Here is a 14,043-nt window from a genome sequence, read left to right as displayed (position 1 = left end):
CCGCGTCGCCTGGATCGCCAGCAAGCCGGCTCCTACAGTTCCGTGTGACTTTTGTATCTTAATCACTGCAATGAATAGTGCTGTTCATCGCGTTGCACTCTCCATATTATCGCCGTCATAAAGTCTATTCCCGTGGAGCGTCCCATGCCTGTCAAAGCCCTGTTCAAACCGTTCCACCTCGGCACCCTCGAACTGCCGACCCGTGTCGTCATGGCGCCGATGACCCGCTCGTTTTCGCCGGGTGGCGTACCCAATTCCAAAGTGATCGAGTACTACCGTCGTCGCGCCGCTGCAGGCGTGGGCTTGATCATCACCGAAGGCACCACCGTCGGCCACAAGGCCTCCAACGGCTACCCGAACGTGCCGCATTTCTACGGTGAAGCCGCGCTGGCCGGCTGGAAGAAAGTCGTCGACGCGGTGCATGCCGAAGGCGGCAAGATCGTTCCGCAGCTTTGGCATGTCGGCAGCGTGCGTCGCATTGGCACCGAGCCTGACGCCAGCGTGCCGGGATACGGTCCGTCGGAAAAACTGAAGGATGGTCAGGTCGTGGTTCACGGCATGACTAAACAGGATATCCAGGACGTGATCGCCTCGTTCGCTCAAGCCGCCAAAGACGCGCAAAGCATCGGCATGGACGGCGTGGAAATCCACGGCGCCCATGGCTACCTGGTGGACCAGTTCTTCTGGGAAGGCAGCAATCAGCGCACCGATGAATACGGTGGCAGCCTGGCGAACCGTTCGCGTTTTGCCATCGAACTGATTCAGGCGGTGCGTGCGGCAGTCGGTGAAGGCTTCCCGATCATTTTCCGTTTCTCTCAGTGGAAGCAGCAGGATTACACCGCGCGTCTGGTGCAAACACCGGAGGCCTTGGGTGAGTTCCTCAAGCCGTTGTCCGACGCAGGCGTGGATATTTTCCACTGCTCGACGCGCCGTTTCTGGGAGCCGGAGTTCGACGGTTCCGAGCTGAACCTGGCAGGCTGGACGCGCAAACTGACCGGCAAGCCGACCATCACCGTGGGCAGCGTCGGCCTGGATGGCGAGTTCCTGCAATTCATGGTCAACACTGACAAGATCGCGCAGCCGGCCAGCCTGGAAAAACTGCTGGAGCGTTTGAACAACGACGAGTTCGATCTGGTAGCGGTGGGGCGTGCGCTGCTGGTGGACCCGGACTGGGCGCAGAAAGTGCGTGACGGTCGTGAGGGAGATATCCTGCCGTTCAGCCGTGAGGCGTTGATGACGCTGGTTTAAGCGGCGACTGGAAAGGCCTCTTCGCGGGCAAGTCGGATCGCCGCACCGCTCGCTCCTACAGGATATACGATCGTTCTGATCGACTCGAATCTGTAGGAGCGAGCGGTGCGGCGATCCGACTTGCCCGCGAAGCTTTTAAGGCAACAAAGCCACATCAGGCAAAACCTGTTCCTGCGAACAAGCCCCCCGCAACTGCCCCTCGAACTGCTCGATAATCGCTGCCCAACCCTGCCGACTCGCATGTTGGCGCGCATTGAGCCTTACGCATCGCAAGGTTTCGCGCTTCTCCAGCAGCCACACCGCGGCATCGCTGAACGCTTCCTCATCCCCCGGCATCGCCAGCACGCCGTTGTAACCATGGCGAATATGCTGCGCCGCCGCAGCCTGATCGTAGGCCACCACGCCCAACCCTGACGCGAGTGCCTCAAGCACCACATTGCCGAACGTTTCGGTCATGCTCGGAAACAAAAACACATCCCCTGACGCATAGTGGCTGGCCAGGGCCTCGCCGCGCTGAGTGCCACAGAAAATCGCTTCGGGCAGTTCCTGTTCCAGAGCCCCTCGTTGCGGACCGTCACCGACGATGATCAGCTTTAGGATTCGCTGTGGATAAGTCGCTTTCAACGTGTCGAAACAACGCTTGAGCAAACCAAGGTTTTTCTCCGGTGCCAGGCGTCCTACGTGGATGACTGCGATGTCCTTCTCGCCCAGGCCCCATTGCTCACGCAACGATTGCAGCCGTTTGGTCGGGTGGAACAACTGACTGTCGACCCCGCGGGACAGCAATGCCAGCCGCTCGAAATTCCGGCGCTCCAGCTCCAGCCGCTGGCTGACACTCGGCACCAGCGTCAGGGTCGAGCGATTGTGAAACCAGCGCAGGTAGTGGGTCAGCAGGCGCGTGAGCAATCCGAGCCCGTACTGATTGGAGTACTGCTGGAAGTTGGTGTGAAAACCGCTGACCACCGAAATTCCCAGGCGTCGTGCTGCGCGCAACGCGGACAAGCCCAGCGGTCCTTCCGTGGCGATGTACAGCACGTCCGGGCGCTGGCGCTTCCAGCGTCGGAGCAGCTTGTGCATCGACGACTGACCCCATTGCAAACCCGGATACCCCGGCAGCGGCCAGCCCCGGCACAGCAGCAATTCATCGTCGCTGCCCAGCTGCTGATCGCAACCCTGGCGTGGTCGCACCAGTTCAACCTGATGCCCGCGCGCGCGCAAACCGTCGCACAAGCGGCCAAGGGTATTGGCCACGCCGTTGATTTCGGGAGGGAAGGTTTCGGTGATCAGGGTGATATGCAGAGCTGTCGTCATGACCTCAGTGTCGGCTGAGGCCATGTCGTCGTTGTGGCGTTTTGATGATGGATTTGTGACCGCGCGAGCATTGAATGTCATTTGGCCGGGCGACTGAGGATGGGCGTGGGCTAGCGTCGCGTCCACAAAACGTTAACTCGTTCGAGCGTTTGCTGAGGCAAAAAACCATGAAAAGGGTGACGCTTCCCCCCATTGCAGATTAATATGACAGCCTTAAAAATTGTGTAGTGATATTGCTGTGCGTCTATGTGCTCGTTCTACTTCACAATTACATTTCTCAATGAAGATTCACCGTCGCCAGGGAACAGTGCGTTGAAAAAAGTCGCGATACTTCAATCCAACTACATCCCTTGGAAAGGGTATTTTGACATGATCGCATCAGTGGATGAGTTCATTCTCTATGATGACATGCAATATACCCGGCGTGATTGGCGAAATCGTAATCAGATTAAAACCCCGCAAGGTGTTCAATGGTTGACCGTGCCAGTTTTAGTGAAAGGAAAATATCATCAGAAGATCAGGGAAACTGAGATAGATGGTGTTGACTGGGCCGCTTCACATTGGAAGTCTCTGGTTCAAAATTACAGTCGCGCTCCGCACTTTAATGAAATTGCAAAATGGCTTGAGCCGCTTTATCTGAATGAAAGTTATACTCATATTTCAGACCTTAATCAGCGATTTATTCAGGCTATTTGCGATTACCTGGAAATCAAGACAGTTATTAGTCGTTCATCGGATTATGAGTTGGTCGACGGTAAGACGGAACGCCTTGCCAATCTTTGTGCACAGGCTGGGGGGAGCGAGTACGTCTCCGGGCCATCTGCCAAGGACTACGTTGATGAAGCTGTATTTGAAGCGATGAATATAAAGTTAACCTGGTTCGATTACTCAGGTTATCCGGAGTATTCGCAGTTATGGGGCGAGTTTACCCATGGTGTCACGATCCTTGACCTGCTTTTTAATTGTGGAAAAGACGCTCATCGCCAAATGAGGCATGTTGCTCCATGAAGCTCTCAATCGTAGCCACTCTTTATCAGTCAGCCTCTTACATAGAGGAGTTTCATTCGCGCGTGAGTGCTGTCGCGATGACGCTTGCAGGGGATGATTATGAGATCCTGCTGGTGAATGATGGATCTCCCGATAACAGTCTTGATATCGCCATCTCGCTCACTGAACGAGACCATCATGTCGTACTTATCGATCTCTCGCGTAATTTCGGCCATCATAAGGCCATGATGACGGGGCTCTCCCACGCAAAAGGCGAAAAAATATTCCTGATTGACAGCGATCTGGAAGAAGAGCCGGAGTGCTTGCTCAGCTTTGACCAGCAAATCAATCAGACCGCCTGTGATGTTGTTTACGGAGTGCAGGAGCAGCGCAAAGGCGGCTGGTTTGAGCGATGGAGCGGCCGGTGGTTCTATCGTTTCTTTCAAGCCCTGACTGGACTCGCCCTGCCAGAGAATATTGTTACTGCAAGATTAATGACTCGTCGCTACGTGGACGCTTTACTGCGCCATAAGGAACGAGAGGTATTTATTGCCGGTCTTTGGCATATTACCGGGTTTGAGCAGCAGCCGCAGACGGTCAAAAAGAGCAATACCAGTCAGACGACTTATACACTCAGAAGAAAAATGTCTATATTGGTGAATTCGGTAACATCGTTCAGCAATGCGCCATTGATTGGTATTTTTTATATAGGCGTGTCTATTTCGTTTTTCGCACTACTTTATATTCTATATTTGACAGCGCACTGGATGTTTCTCGCAAAGCCAATGAGCGGCTGGACGTCGGTCATGGCCTCTATCTGGCTACTTGGCGGCATGATAATTTCGTTTATCGGTGTCGTGGGGATCTATCTCTCCAAGATATTTTCCGAGTCAAAACAGCGCCCCTACACTATCGTGAGGCAGATTTATGCACAGCGACAAAACTGAGCTCCTTGATGAAGTAGCGAGCTATTACTCGAGCAAGCTTGCACTGCATGGCGAGACACCGAATGGGGTGGACTGGAATGGTGAACAGGGCCAGGCGCTGCGTTTCGAGCAACTCTGCAAAGTAATCGATGGCCCGCAGGACTGTACTGTCAATGATCTGGGATGTGGCTACGGTGCGCTGGTTGACTACTTAAATAACAAGCCTCAGAAATTTTCATATCTTGGTATAGATGTTTCAAAAGAGATGATTCAGGCTGCCGAACAGCGTTACGCAAAACTGTCCGGTATTCGATTCATTGCCGGGTCCGAGCCCGACTCTGTCGCTGACTATGGCGTCGCCAGTGGTATTTTTAATGTTCGCCTGGGTCGTTCAGACGACGAGTGGCTGAGCTATCTTGAAAAAACACTGGATGTTCTGGATCGCACAAGTCGTCTGGGGTTCTCTTTTAATTGCCTCACCTCCTACTCTGACGAAGATAAGAAGCGAGATGATCTGTACTACGCCGATCCTTGCCTGTTATTTGATATATGCAAACGGCGTTACTCTCGTCATGTAGCCCTTCTGCACGATTATGGGTTGTACGAATTCACTATTCTTGTAAGGAAAATGTGATGAAAAAAAAATTAGTGATTTTCGGCTCTGGCGATATTGCGCAGCTGGCCCACTTTTATTTTAGTACAGACTCCGCTTATGAGATTGTTGCTTTCACTGTGGACGGTAGTTATATCGAGGCGCCTACTTTCTGTGGTCTACCAGTCGTTGCATTCGAAGACGTAGCCGAGCACTACCCAACGCACAGTCACGAGCTGTTTATTGCCCTGAGCTACTCGAAGCTCAATGCAGTGCGCAAAGAAAAATATCTTGCAGCCAAGGCGCTCGGCTACACGCTTGCCAGTTACATAAGCAGTCATGCCACGGTGCTCAATGAAGGCCGGATTGGCGACAATTGTTTTATTCTTGAAGACAATACCATTCAGCCATTCGTTAATATTGGCAATAATATTACTTTGTGGAGCGGTAACCATATTGGTCACCACTCTACGATTCAGGATCATACGTTTATCGCATCCCATGTAGTGATTTCTGGTGGTGTGCATATCGGCGAGCAGTGTTTTATCGGGGTCAATGCGACGCTTCGTGATCATATAACGGTCGAGGACAAGTGCGTCGTTGGTGCAGGTGCACTGCTGTTGGCAAACGCTGAACAGGAGGGTGTATTTATCGGCACGGCGACTGAGCGCTCTAAAGTTCCCAGCAGCAAGCTGAGAAAACTATGAAGTCGACATGGAAAAAGCTCGGGCAATTATTTTTTGTCGAGGGTGATGCGCGTCATCCAAAGTTATTATCTCATGCCGCCAACCCGTTACCGGTACATCTGCACGATGATGTCTTTCGGGTATTTTTCAGTGGTCGGGATTCTGATAACCGCTCCTCCGTTGGGGCTGTGGATATCGATATTGAAAAACGAAAAGTCATCAAAGAACACCCTTCACCTTTCATGGAGCACGGACCGAAAGGCAGTTTTTACGCTGATGGTATAAGCATTGGTAACTGCTACACGGTGGATGGCGTGCAATACATGCTTTTCATGGGGTGGCAGGCGCCAATCGATCAGCATTGGAGGGGGGATGTCGGCAGGTTAGTTGTCAATGCGGATACTACGCTGAAGCTTGATAGCAAAAATCCGTTCATGAGCGCTGATAAAGACGATCCTATAAGCCTTTCTTACCCGTGGGTGCGTGAAGACGGAAACGGCGGATATGACATGTGGTATGGATCGACCCGTACTTGGGATTCGGGTAACGGAGAAATGGTTCATGTGATCAACTCGGCGCATTCCCTTGATGGCGAAAACTGGAAGCGTAACGGCTTGGCAATCCCCTTCGAACTTGGAGTCGCTCAAGCGTTTTCGCGCCCAACCGTCGCAAAAAACCATCTGGGTGGATTGGAGATGTGGTTCTCCTATCGCAGCGGAGCCGGGGAAACCTATCGTATCGGCTACGCAACCACTGACGAAGGCAAGCAATGGCGATTGGCGCTGGAGGAAGCCGCTATCGATGTTTCATCGGAAGGCTGGGATAGCGAGATGATCGAATACCCGTTTGTGTTTGATCATAAGGGAAGTCGGTACATGCTTTATAACGGTAATGGCTATGGTAAAACCGGCTTCGGCCTGGCTGTGCTGGAGAGAGGCTGATGGCTCGTATATTCGATTATGTGTATATATTTGCAACCATCCTGCTGACCGTCTATGGGCAACTTATTCTTAAATGGCGAATCTCTCACTACGGTGCATTCCCCTCTGACACAACTCAAAAAATTAAATTTCTTTTTTTGCTGTTTTTGGATCCGGCGATTGTTTCAGGGTTCGCAGCGGGGTTTTTAGCATCGTTAGCCTGGATGGCGGCGATGACCAAGTTTGATCTTAGTCACGCCTATCCATTTATGAGCTTGAACTTCGTTGTCGTTTTGCTTTTAAGTGGTTGGATTCTAAGTGAGCCAATGACACTCCAGAAATCAATGGGCGTTGGCCTGATTATTCTGGGCACAGTTATTGCCGCGCGTGGATAACAACGAAAAGCAAGTACCTAACGAAGTTTGGCGGTGAGGTTTTCTACTCCACGCTCTCGCACCCAGAATAATGTCGCGCCGGCCACTGCCGCCGGCATCATCAGGATATTGACCACCGGAATCAGCAGCACCAGGTAAACACTGCCGCCGAAACTCATGCTCTGCCAGCGCTTCTCACGCAGCCAGGCGAGCATCTCGTTCCAGCCCAGCTTGTGGTTGTCCGCCGGGTAGTCGATGTACTGGATCGCCATCATCCATACGCCGAACAGTAGCCACAGCGGCGCGGCGATGATGTTCACCACCGGGATGAACGAGAGGATGAACAGCCCGATCGCCCGCGGCAGGAAGTAACCGAGTTTGCGCATTTCCCGGGAGAGGGTGCGCGGGATCATGGCGATCAGTTCACCCCAGCTGAAAGCCGGGAAGTCGTCGGTGCCGCGCACCACCACTTCGACTTTCTCCGCGAGAAAACCGTTGAACGGCGCAGCGATGACGTTGGCGAGCATGGTGAAGGTGAAGAACACCATCAACACCACCAGCACCACGAAAATCGGCCAGAGAATATAACTGAGAAAACTCAACCAGTCGGGCAGGGACGGCATCAGTGTATCGACCCACAGACTGAATTGATGGCCGGCCAGATAAATCAATCCGACGAACAGCACCAGATTGATTGCCAGCGGCAGCAACACGAATAAACGCAGGCTGGGGCTCAGGACCAGTTTGAGGCCTTCGCGCAGGTATTGCGGGCCGGACAGAACAGGGGCGGGCATATCGTGCTCCGAGCAGAGGGGAAACGCGCCGACCTTACCGGCTTTGCCTTACGGGCGAAAGCGCGGTCGCAGCATCGACATCAACTGTAACAAAGGCGCCTATATATAGGCGGTAGCCGGATAGAGACCGCCTATGAGCTGGATTGTTAAACCGTATTTCCTTAATCTTCGCCCCCTCGATACGCTGCACCCAATCTTTTTACAGGACTGTCGAGTTCAAGCCTTCCCCAAGTGCTTTCAACGGTCCTTTTTTATTCCCGCCGGCAATCCGGCGTTCCGCGCCAGGTATTCCGGGCCGGTCAACAGGAGCAGGTTATGTCTGAAGTCCGTCATTCGCGAGTGATTATTCTCGGTTCCGGCCCTGCCGGTTACAGCGCCGCGGTGTATGCCGCCCGTGCCAACCTCAAGCCACTGCTGATCACCGGCATGCAGGCCGGCGGTCAACTGACCACCACCACCGAAGTCGACAACTGGCCGGGCGATGTCCACGGCCTGACCGGCCCGGCGTTGATGGAGCGGATGCGTGAGCACGCCGAGCGCTTTGAAACCGAGATCGTTTTCGATCACATCAATGCCGTGGACTTCGCCGCCAAGCCTTACACCCTGACCGGCGACAGCGCGACTTACACCTGCGACGCCCTGATCATCGCCACCGGCGCCAGCGCTCGCTACCTGGGCCTGCCATCGGAAGAAGCGTTCATGGGCAAAGGCGTTTCGGCCTGCGCGACCTGCGACGGTTTCTTCTACCGCAACAAGCCAGTGGCCGTGGTCGGTGGCGGTAACACCGCTGTCGAAGAAGCCTTGTACCTGGCCAACATCGCCAGCACCGTGACCCTGATCCACCGTCGCGAAACCTTCCGCGCCGAGAAGATCCTGATCGACAAGCTCAATGCTCGCGTTGCCGAAGGCAAGATCATCCTGAAGTTGAACTCGAACCTGGACGAAGTCCTGGGCGACAACATGGGCGTGACCGGTGCTCGCCTGAAGAACAACGACGGCAGCTTCGACGAGCTGAAAGTCGACGGCGTGTTCATCGCTATTGGCCACACCCCGAACACTTCGCTGTTCGAAGGTCAGCTGACGTTGAAAGACGGCTACCTGGTGGTGCACGGCGGCCGTGAAGGCAATGCGACCGCGACCAACGTTGAAGGCATCTTTGCTGCCGGTGACGTGGCTGACCACGTTTACCGTCAAGCGATCACCTCGGCCGGCGCCGGCTGCATGGCGGCACTGGACACCGAGCGTTACCTCGACGGTCTGCAGAACGCTTCGTTCTGATTCTGTTGAAATGAAAAAACCGGCTTCGGCCGGTTTTTTTGTGCCGCTCATTTTGCTGTCCTGTAGGAGCCGGCTTGCTGGCGATGTAGGCGGCGCGGTGTTCCTGTAAAACCGCGTCGTCTGCATCGCCAGCAAGCCGGCTCCTACAAGGATCAGGTCAGCTTTTTCAGGCACGCCTCCAGGATGTCGAGGCCTTCTTCCAGCACCGCCGCCTCCGTGGTCAACGGCGCCAGCAGCCGGATGATGTGCCGCGACTTGCCGCTAGGCATCAGCAGCAACCCCGCTTCACGGGCCAGGGCCAACAGTTGTGTCAGCTGCGCCGGGGCGGGTGTGCCGTCGGCGTTGGCCAGTTCGATGCCGCGCATGGCGCCGACACCGGTCAGGCGTCCGAGATAAGGGGAAACCTTGTTGGCGCACCAGGCTTCGTAGCGGCTGACGATCGCTTCTTCCTGCTGCGAACCCCAAGCGTGCAGGTTGGCATCGGTCATTTCATCCAGCGTCGCCAACGCAGCGGCGCAGGCGATCGGATTGCCCGAATAAGTGCCGCCCAGTCCGCCCTTGGGCAAGGTGTCGAGCAGCGACTTGCGTCCGACCACAGCCCCCAGCGGCACGCCGCCGGCAATGCTTTTGGCCAGTAGGATCAGGTCCGGCTCGATGCCCAGTCGCGAGAACGCAAACCGCTGGCCGGTGCGGCCGAAGCCGGACTGAATTTCATCGGCGATCAGCAGGATGTTCTTTTCATCACAGAACTTGCGCAAGGCCTGAGCGAACTCGACATCCATCGCCAGGAAACCGGCTTCACCCTGCACAGGCTCGACGATAAAGCACGCCACGTCGTCGACATCGATCTCGACGCTGAACAGCCGATCCATCGCCTTCAACGCTTCGGCGCAGGTCACGCCGTTGTCCTTGCTCGGGTAGGGCAAGTGGAACACCGGACCAGGCAACACGCCGACCTTCTGTTTGTAGGGCGCGACTTTGCCATTGAGGTTGAGGGTGGCGAGGGTGCGACCGTGGAAGGCGCCGTCGAAAGCGATGACGGCCGTGCGACCGGTCGCGCCCCGAACGATCTTCAGGGCGTTTTCCGCCGCTTCCGCGCCGCTGTTGGTGAGCATGCCGCTGACCGGATAGTCCACCGGGATGAACGCGGCCAGACGCTCCATGAGTTCGAGGTAAGGCACGTGCGGGGCGGCGTTGAACGCGTAGTGCGTCAACCGGGTGGCTTGTTCGCGGATGGCCTCGACGATGCGCGGGTGGCAATGGCCTAGGTTCAATACGCCGATGCCACCGACAAAGTCGATGTAGCGTTTGCCCTCGGTGTCCCAGACCTCGGCGTTTTTGCCGTGGCTGAGCGTGACAGGGTGCACGATGTTGATCGACCGGCTGATGGTTTCGCTGCTCATGGATGACCGACTCTGAAGAAGGGAGGCTCTTCTTTTATCTAAGCCGCGAGCAGTGGTGCCGGGCAAACGAAATAAAGTTGCCGGGTCAATCTTAAAAGTCGGGATGTGGTTTGAGCGTTGTGCAAATTTTTTCGAAACAACGCAAAACCATTGTAGGAGCCGGCTTGCTGGCGATGGGGCCCTTAAGTCTTGCATCGACATTGAGGACGCCATCGCCAGCAAGCCGGCTCCTACAGTGGGAGGTGTTGCTCAGAAATCAGCGGCGGGTCAGGGGTTGCTGGGTGAACTTCACACCGGCCAATCCATGGGCAATCAACGCGCGGATGTTGCCATGATCGCTGCCGTCAGGCGTGGCCACGACGGAGCGGTAATGCTCGCCGAATGCCAACAGCGCTTCTTCATCGCTCAACCCTTCCAGCAGCGCCAGGCCCAGGGTCTTGCACGAACCTTCGTTTTGCCCGGCGGCGTTTTCCACGCCACCGTTGTTGAACGCCTGTGGCTGGTAGTCATAACCGGCGGCGATGAAGGCCAGGGTGTCGGCAAAAACGTGTTCGCCGCTCTTGAGGCTGGCGCGCAGGGTGCTCAAATCACTCATTGGGTTTTCCTTTGGCGAACGCCGCTTGTTGCTCGGCGCTGGCTTCTTGCTGATATTGGGCTTTCCACTCGGCGTACGGCATGCCGTAGACGACTTCACGGGCGTCGTCGAGGCTGACCTCGATCTGACGTTCGTCAGCCGCGGCCTTGTACCATTTGGACAGGCAGTTGCGGCAGAAACCCGAGAGGTTCATCAGATCGATGTTCTGCACATCCTTGCGGCTGTCCAGGTGCGCGACCAGCCGGCGGAAGGCGGCGGCTTCAAGTTCGAGGCGTTGTTGGTCAGTCATGATGGGCTCTGTGCTGTTCAGTCGTGCGCGAGATAATAAAAGTCTGGCGAGCAATGCGCCAGACGCGGTCAGCGGCTCGCGGCCAGGGTGATCGACACCGACTCGGCGAAACGCAGGGCGTGGGGCTTGTCGACTTCGACCTCGGCGTACAGCACCGACTCATTGGCCATGACCAGATCGAGAATTTCCTGGGTCAGGCGTTCGAGCAGGGCAAAGCGATTGCCTTCCACGTGAGCGATGATCGCTTTGGTGATGGTTCGGTAATTCAGCGCGTGATCGATGTCGTTGTCACGCACCGCTTCCTGGGCTGCATACAGGATCGTCAGGTTGATCAGCACGTCCTGCTTGTTGAGGATTTCATCCTCGTTGATCCCGATGAACGTCCGCAGGCACAGGTCCTTGACCCGGATGCGTGCCATTCCTGGTTGAAGTTGTGGCATTGCTACTTGCTCCGTCCAATCAATTGCAGGAACTCCTGACGGGTGTTGCTCGACTCGCGGAAGGCGCCGAGCATCACCGAGGTGTTCATGGTCGAATTCTGTTTCTCGACGCCGCGCATCATCATGCACATGTGCTGTGCCTCGATGACCACAGCGACACCGGCGGCACCGGTCACTTGTTGCACCGCGTCGGCGATCTGCCGGGTGAGGTTTTCCTGGATTTGCAGGCGACGCGCAAACATGTCCACCAGCCGCGCAATCTTCGACAGGCCCAGCACTTTACCCGTTGGAATATAAGCCACATGCGCCTTGCCGATGAAGGGCAGCAGGTGATGTTCACAGAGTGAGTACAGCTCGATGTTGTCGACAATGATCATTTCATCGTTGTCGGAGGCGAACAACGCGCCGTTGACGATTTCTTCGACACATTGCTCGTAACCATGACACAGGTACTGCATGGCTTTGGCTGCGCGCGCCGGTGTATCGAGCAGGCCTTCGCGGTCGGGGTTTTCACCGAGGCCGATGAGGATCTCGCGGTAGTTCTGGGACAGGGCGTTCTGGGGCCGGGATAACGTCATGAAATATCCTCGCGGGGCAACTTACTTGAGGTGCCGTCCGCCGTTGACGGTCAGGGTCGTGCCGGTGACATAAGGGTTGTCGAGCAAATAACGCAGGCTTTGGTAGATCACTTCGCTACCGGGTTCGATACCCAATGCGGATTTGGCCAGAGCCTTGGCGCGGTACGCCGCGTCGTCGTCAGGGTTGAACAGTAGCAGGGCGGGGGCGATGCCGTTGACCTTGATGTCAGGCGCGTACTTCGCCGCGAAGGACAGGGTCAGGCTGTCGAGCCCGGCTTTGCTGGCGCAGTAGCCGATGTGCTTGCTGCTGCCCTTGCGCGTGACATCATCGCTGATGTGCACGATGTCTGCCGGGGTCGAGCGTTGCAACAAGTCGGCACAGTGCAGGTTGATCAGGTAGGGCGCCAGCATGTGCACGCTGAACATGCGGGTAAAGGCTGCGGCGTCGGTGTCCGGCGTTTCGGCCAGCCATTCGGATGCGTTGTGGATGATCGCCCGCAGGCAGTCGGTGTGGGTTTTCAGTTCGCTGATGAAGGCGAGAATCCCGGTCTCGCTGGAAAAGTCAGCGAGGATTGCCGTCGCCCCCAGATCACGCAATGCCTGTACGCCGGGGCGTTCAGTGCGATAGCTGAAGATCAGCGCATGGCCGTCTTCGAGCAATCGCTGCGCGCAGTGCAGGCCGACACGCTGGCCGGCACCGGTGATGAGGATCGGGGCGGATGAAGAGGTCATGAACGGCTCGCGTCGCGGTAAGAGCAAAACTATACCAGCGCAACGCGGCGTTCACCTATGACCTGTAGGAGCAGCCGGTCGACGCTCGAGTGCTCGCGATGGTCGTGAGCGATAACACTGGGGGCCTGATACCCCGCGGCGCTTGGGCGTCCATCGCGAGCAGGCTCGCTCCTACATAGGTCTCATCGGTTTTGAGGGGAGGGTTCAACAGGTAATCGGCGTGTCGGCGCGCTGTTCAACCAACCCGCCAACAAACGGGTCGACAGCGGAATAAAGAAATAGACCATCAACGGCGTCAGACACAGCGTGCTGATGAATACCCGAGGCAGCAGGCTCATTTCGCCGAGCAACGGCCCCAGTACGAAGTTGAACAGCAACGACACCGGGAAGAACGCCAACCAGATTGCCACGGCCTGTTTCCAGCGCGGTGGGCGTTGGCCGACAGCGCCGAACCAGCCTTCGATGCCGCTCACGCGATGTTCTGTCTTATGCGCAAACAAGTCGCTGCCGCGCGCGAGCCAGGCGGTACGCGAGGCCGAATGCTCCCAGGCGTGCATGGTCTGCGCGTTGGCGAAGCGGAAAATGATCTGGAATTCGTCATCGTCGGGCGGCGGGGCGAGCACGCCTGAGCCGAGATAACCCTGGAAGTCGGTGGCCAGTTGTTCGCCTTCGTGCAACCAGGCCATCAGGTCCTGATAACGCCCATCGGCGACGCGGCGCGCAACCATCAGCGTGACGGGGGAGGTAGACATTTTGTATCTCCGTATGACAATCGCGTTACTCCGGATAGGAGTTTCGCCAGGCGCAGCGCCGGGGTGGTGGGCTGCGTCTTGGAACAAGCAAGGATCAGTCCGGATTCTACAGGTTATGGCCGCGACAATCGTCGTTCA

17 protein-coding genes are annotated in these 14,043 nt (G+C 56.2%); 8 read left to right on the top strand and 9 right to left on the bottom strand.

The genetic code is table 11. The features are described from left to right. Nucleotides 1–144: 144 nt before the first annotated feature. Nucleotides 145–1,248 (top strand): NADH:flavin oxidoreductase, encoded by a 1,104-nt coding sequence (locus tag IB254_RS11480; protein ID WP_192417365.1) that lies wholly within the window; start codon nucleotides 145–147, stop codon nucleotides 1,246–1,248. A 135-nt stretch (nucleotides 1,249–1,383) separates the two neighbouring features. Here IB254_RS11480 and IB254_RS11475 read toward each other — a convergent pair whose 3' ends face one another. After that, nucleotides 1,384–2,583: a glycosyltransferase family 4 protein gene (locus tag IB254_RS11475; protein WP_192417364.1), complete on the bottom strand. Its 1,200-nt coding sequence runs from the start codon at nucleotides 2,581–2,583 to the stop codon at nucleotides 1,384–1,386. A 288-nt stretch (nucleotides 2,584–2,871) separates the two neighbouring features. Between IB254_RS11475 and IB254_RS11470 the strand changes: the two genes are divergently transcribed. Genes IB254_RS11470 through IB254_RS11445 form a run of 6 tightly spaced genes read left to right on the top strand, consistent with a single transcriptional unit; the run spans nucleotide 2,872 to nucleotide 7,065 of the window. After that, the gene (locus IB254_RS11470) at nucleotides 2,872–3,567 is read left to right on the top strand and encodes a WbqC family protein (protein ID WP_192417363.1); all 696 of its coding nucleotides are present in this window, start codon (nucleotides 2,872–2,874) and stop codon (nucleotides 3,565–3,567) included. Continuing rightward, complete coding sequence (locus IB254_RS11465) at nucleotides 3,564–4,493, top strand: glycosyltransferase family 2 protein (RefSeq protein ID WP_008037356.1); 930 nt, start codon at nucleotides 3,564–3,566, stop codon at nucleotides 4,491–4,493. Before IB254_RS11470 ends, IB254_RS11465 begins: the two co-directional genes overlap by 4 nt. Further along, nucleotides 4,474–5,106: a class I SAM-dependent methyltransferase gene (locus tag IB254_RS11460; protein ID WP_192417362.1), complete on the top strand. Its 633-nt coding sequence runs from the start codon at nucleotides 4,474–4,476 to the stop codon at nucleotides 5,104–5,106. Before IB254_RS11465 ends, IB254_RS11460 begins: the two co-directional genes overlap by 20 nt. Then, complete coding sequence (locus IB254_RS11455) at nucleotides 5,106–5,771, top strand: acetyltransferase (protein ID WP_008037353.1); 666 nt, start codon at nucleotides 5,106–5,108, stop codon at nucleotides 5,769–5,771. The genes IB254_RS11460 and IB254_RS11455 overlap by 1 nt, the downstream gene beginning before the upstream one ends. Continuing rightward, the gene (locus tag IB254_RS11450; RefSeq protein ID WP_192417361.1) at nucleotides 5,768–6,691 is read left to right on the top strand and encodes a hypothetical protein; all 924 of its coding nucleotides are present in this window, start codon (nucleotides 5,768–5,770) and stop codon (nucleotides 6,689–6,691) included. Before IB254_RS11455 ends, IB254_RS11450 begins: the two co-directional genes overlap by 4 nt. Next, complete coding sequence (locus IB254_RS11445; protein WP_192227743.1) at nucleotides 6,691–7,065, top strand: EamA family transporter; 375 nt, start codon at nucleotides 6,691–6,693, stop codon at nucleotides 7,063–7,065. The genes IB254_RS11450 and IB254_RS11445 overlap by 1 nt, the downstream gene beginning before the upstream one ends. A gap of 17 nt (nucleotides 7,066–7,082) precedes the next feature. On the opposite strand, the gene cysZ is transcribed toward IB254_RS11445, so the two are convergent. Then, nucleotides 7,083–7,838: a sulfate transporter CysZ gene (gene cysZ / locus IB254_RS11440; protein ID WP_192417360.1), complete on the bottom strand. Its 756-nt coding sequence runs from the start codon at nucleotides 7,836–7,838 to the stop codon at nucleotides 7,083–7,085. Between the two features lie 315 nt (nucleotides 7,839–8,153). Here cysZ and trxB point away from each other — a divergent pair, with 315 nt between their 5' ends. Beyond that, the gene (gene trxB / locus IB254_RS11435) at nucleotides 8,154–9,116 is read left to right on the top strand and encodes a thioredoxin-disulfide reductase (protein ID WP_008026963.1); all 963 of its coding nucleotides are present in this window, start codon (nucleotides 8,154–8,156) and stop codon (nucleotides 9,114–9,116) included. A 152-nt stretch (nucleotides 9,117–9,268) separates the two neighbouring features. Here the strand turns inward: trxB and IB254_RS11430 are convergent, their stop codons facing one another. From IB254_RS11430 to IB254_RS11400, 7 genes are all read right to left on the bottom strand, one after another. After that, the gene (locus IB254_RS11430; protein ID WP_192417359.1) at nucleotides 9,269–10,519 is read right to left on the bottom strand and encodes an aspartate aminotransferase family protein; all 1,251 of its coding nucleotides are present in this window, start codon (nucleotides 10,517–10,519) and stop codon (nucleotides 9,269–9,271) included. Between the two features lie 256 nt (nucleotides 10,520–10,775). Next, nucleotides 10,776–11,114: a HopJ type III effector protein gene (locus IB254_RS11425; RefSeq protein WP_192417358.1), complete on the bottom strand. Its 339-nt coding sequence runs from the start codon at nucleotides 11,112–11,114 to the stop codon at nucleotides 10,776–10,778. Then, nucleotides 11,107–11,403, bottom strand: coding sequence for a DUF1244 domain-containing protein (locus IB254_RS11420; protein WP_008026968.1), 297 nt, complete (start codon nucleotides 11,401–11,403; stop codon nucleotides 11,107–11,109). The genes IB254_RS11425 and IB254_RS11420 overlap by 8 nt, the downstream gene beginning before the upstream one ends. A 68-nt stretch (nucleotides 11,404–11,471) precedes the next feature. Further along, nucleotides 11,472–11,843, bottom strand: coding sequence for a dihydroneopterin triphosphate 2'-epimerase (gene folX, locus IB254_RS11415; RefSeq protein ID WP_008026970.1), 372 nt, complete (start codon nucleotides 11,841–11,843; stop codon nucleotides 11,472–11,474). 2 nt (nucleotides 11,844–11,845) lie between these two features. Then, the gene (gene folE / locus IB254_RS11410) at nucleotides 11,846–12,421 is read right to left on the bottom strand and encodes a GTP cyclohydrolase I FolE (RefSeq protein WP_008026971.1); all 576 of its coding nucleotides are present in this window, start codon (nucleotides 12,419–12,421) and stop codon (nucleotides 11,846–11,848) included. 21 nt (nucleotides 12,422–12,442) lie between these two features. Further along, nucleotides 12,443–13,153, bottom strand: coding sequence for a dihydromonapterin reductase (gene folM / locus IB254_RS11405; RefSeq protein ID WP_192417357.1), 711 nt, complete (start codon nucleotides 13,151–13,153; stop codon nucleotides 12,443–12,445). Between the two features lie 182 nt (nucleotides 13,154–13,335). Next, nucleotides 13,336–13,905, bottom strand: a complete 570-nt coding sequence (locus IB254_RS11400; protein ID WP_192417356.1) for an antibiotic biosynthesis monooxygenase — start codon at nucleotides 13,903–13,905, stop codon at nucleotides 13,336–13,338. Nucleotides 13,906–14,043 lie beyond the last annotated feature (138 nt).

Source organism: Pseudomonas sp. PDM03 (assembly GCF_014852385.1).
GTDB classification, from domain to species: domain Bacteria; phylum Pseudomonadota; class Gammaproteobacteria; order Pseudomonadales; family Pseudomonadaceae; genus Aquipseudomonas; species Aquipseudomonas migulae.
Note: the sequence above shows the minus strand (reverse complement) of the source record. Positions and strands in the feature narration are given on the sequence as shown.

What these genes read in the sequence shown, in the direction of transcription:
- IB254_RS11480 (WP_192417365.1), top strand. Translation starts at nt 145, where the DNA reads ATGCCTGTCAAAGCCCTGTTCAAACCGTTCCACCTCGGCACCCTCGAA.
- IB254_RS11475 (WP_192417364.1), bottom strand. Translation starts at nt 2,583, where the DNA reads ATGGCCTCAGCCGACACTGAGGTCATGACGACAGCTCTGCATATCACC.
- IB254_RS11465 (WP_008037356.1), top strand. Translation starts at nt 3,564, where the DNA reads ATGAAGCTCTCAATCGTAGCCACTCTTTATCAGTCAGCCTCTTACATA.
- IB254_RS11460 (WP_192417362.1), top strand. Translation starts at nt 4,474, where the DNA reads ATGCACAGCGACAAAACTGAGCTCCTTGATGAAGTAGCGAGCTATTAC.
- IB254_RS11455 (WP_008037353.1), top strand. Translation starts at nt 5,106, where the DNA reads ATGAAAAAAAAATTAGTGATTTTCGGCTCTGGCGATATTGCGCAGCTG.
- IB254_RS11450 (WP_192417361.1), top strand. Translation starts at nt 5,768, where the DNA reads ATGAAGTCGACATGGAAAAAGCTCGGGCAATTATTTTTTGTCGAGGGT.
- IB254_RS11445 (WP_192227743.1), top strand. Translation starts at nt 6,691, where the DNA reads ATGGCTCGTATATTCGATTATGTGTATATATTTGCAACCATCCTGCTG.
- cysZ (WP_192417360.1), bottom strand. Translation starts at nt 7,838, where the DNA reads ATGCCCGCCCCTGTTCTGTCCGGCCCGCAATACCTGCGCGAAGGCCTC.
- trxB (WP_008026963.1), top strand. Translation starts at nt 8,154, where the DNA reads ATGTCTGAAGTCCGTCATTCGCGAGTGATTATTCTCGGTTCCGGCCCT.
- IB254_RS11430 (WP_192417359.1), bottom strand. Translation starts at nt 10,519, where the DNA reads ATGAGCAGCGAAACCATCAGCCGGTCGATCAACATCGTGCACCCTGTC.
- IB254_RS11425 (WP_192417358.1), bottom strand. Translation starts at nt 11,114, where the DNA reads ATGAGTGATTTGAGCACCCTGCGCGCCAGCCTCAAGAGCGGCGAACAC.
- IB254_RS11420 (WP_008026968.1), bottom strand. Translation starts at nt 11,403, where the DNA reads ATGACTGACCAACAACGCCTCGAACTTGAAGCCGCCGCCTTCCGCCGG.
- folX (WP_008026970.1), bottom strand. Translation starts at nt 11,843, where the DNA reads ATGCCACAACTTCAACCAGGAATGGCACGCATCCGGGTCAAGGACCTG.
- folE (WP_008026971.1), bottom strand. Translation starts at nt 12,421, where the DNA reads ATGACGTTATCCCGGCCCCAGAACGCCCTGTCCCAGAACTACCGCGAG.
- folM (WP_192417357.1), bottom strand. Translation starts at nt 13,153, where the DNA reads ATGACCTCTTCATCCGCCCCGATCCTCATCACCGGTGCCGGCCAGCGT.
- IB254_RS11400 (WP_192417356.1), bottom strand. Translation starts at nt 13,905, where the DNA reads ATGTCTACCTCCCCCGTCACGCTGATGGTTGCGCGCCGCGTCGCCGAT.